This window comes from Idiomarina sp. UBA4206 (assembly GCF_002383015.1).
GTDB lineage: Bacteria > Pseudomonadota > Gammaproteobacteria > Enterobacterales > Alteromonadaceae > Idiomarina > Idiomarina abyssalis.
In genome coordinates, this window is record NZ_DFTS01000031.1 from 7,043 (window position 1) to 7,440 (window position 398).

Here is a 398-nt window from a genome sequence, read left to right on the forward strand (position 1 = left end):
GGTCGGTTTTACCGCCACCAGCCCCGCCACTGCCAAGCCTTATAAGGCCGCAGAAATCTACTCCAAACAAACCTATAAATATGGCCGCTATGAAATCCGTATGCGGGTCGCCAAAGGTAGCGGGGTGTTATCCACTTTCTTCACTTACAAAAATGGCTCCGAGCAACCGGGCACTTTTTGGGAGGAGATCGACATAGAGATTTTTGGCAAAAACAACGCCACTCAATGGCAGAGTAATGTGATTATCGGTACCAATCGCCCCACCACCAAAACCGAAGGTGTGCACACAACGCCATTTTCTATGGGCGATGGCTACCACACCTATGTGCTGGAATGGACCCCAAATTACATCGCTTGGTATGTGGATGGCACCCAGACGCGCCGGATTACCGGGGGGC

General features: G+C 51.8%; 1 protein-coding gene. It reads left to right on the forward strand.

Annotated elements, in window-relative coordinates; translation table 11 throughout:
* On the forward strand, positions 1-398 hold a 398-nt coding region (locus tag B3180_RS06455; protein WP_286843623.1), incomplete at both ends, for a family 16 glycosylhydrolase.